This is a genomic window from Fulvivirga aurantia (assembly GCF_009711475.1).
Taxonomy (GTDB): domain Bacteria; phylum Bacteroidota; class Bacteroidia; order Cytophagales; family Cyclobacteriaceae; genus Fulvivirga; species Fulvivirga aurantia.
The window spans coordinates 1-760 of record NZ_SMMD01000157.1 but is presented as its reverse complement, the minus strand read 5'-3'; the positions used below and the strand labels follow the sequence as shown (position 1 = coordinate 760).

Here is a 760-nt window from a genome sequence, read left to right as displayed (position 1 = left end):
AATCGTGTTGCTAGATAGAAAGATGTCTGCATACCGGCCTCGATTCCTCGGGATGACATTCTTTTTGAGTTTGCTTTCATAATGTCATGTACAGCATCTTCTGCCAGAATTATCTTAAATATTCTTTTAATCGTTGACCGATGAAGTATTCCCAACCACCAATACAGCTATCACGAGTAAATTCAGGCACACCCTCCGGGAAGTCAGCAGCAACGTCACAAGTAACACTTAATGTTACACCGGAATCATCCTCTGCAATGTCGAAAGCAGAAAATGAGACGCCTTCATATTCATCAAAATGCCATTTATATACAATCCTTTGGCCTGAAATGACCTCAGTTACTTGCCAATGGTGTGTGTAAGTGCGGTCTTCTACCTCAACGACAAAAGAGGTTTTAAAACCAACCGATGGTTCAAACTCTTCGAGCTGTTCAAAGTACCACTTTTTCATTTCTTTAAGGTCAGTGATTGCATGCCAGAGTTTTTCTCGACTGATATTGTTGAACTTTTGAGATACGATAATTGGCGGATCGGTAGTCTTCATAGGGATTCTGATTTTTTTTATGACTTGAAGATATCCATTTTGCATACAAAAGAACAGTGACTAGACGGAGATATTTTATCGGGTCATCCCGACCTGCTGGAGGGATCTTTCAAGTATCCTGAATGGCATTAGTAAACTGAGCGTTTGTTTATTCTTGATAGATGAGGCTGTCTCAAAAGTTGTAATACAACTCTTACAGGTCATTCTGACGAAGGA

The 760-nt window shown here is 40.0% G+C and carries 1 protein-coding gene; it reads right to left on the bottom strand.

The annotated features are described in order from the left end of the window. Positions 1 to 109 precede the first annotated feature (109 nt). Positions 110 to 544 carry an SRPBCC family protein gene (locus tag E1176_RS00455; protein ID WP_155208625.1) on the bottom strand — a complete coding sequence of 145 codons (435 nt, stop codon included), beginning with the start codon at positions 542 to 544 and terminating at the stop codon, positions 110 to 112. Between the last annotated feature and the right edge of the window lie 216 nt (positions 545 to 760).

Bases quoted from the DNA above. Each gene is read 5' to 3' on its own strand.
- E1176_RS00455 (WP_155208625.1), bottom strand. From the start codon at position 544: ATGAAGACTACCGATCCGCCAATTATCGTATCTCAAAAGTTCAACAAT.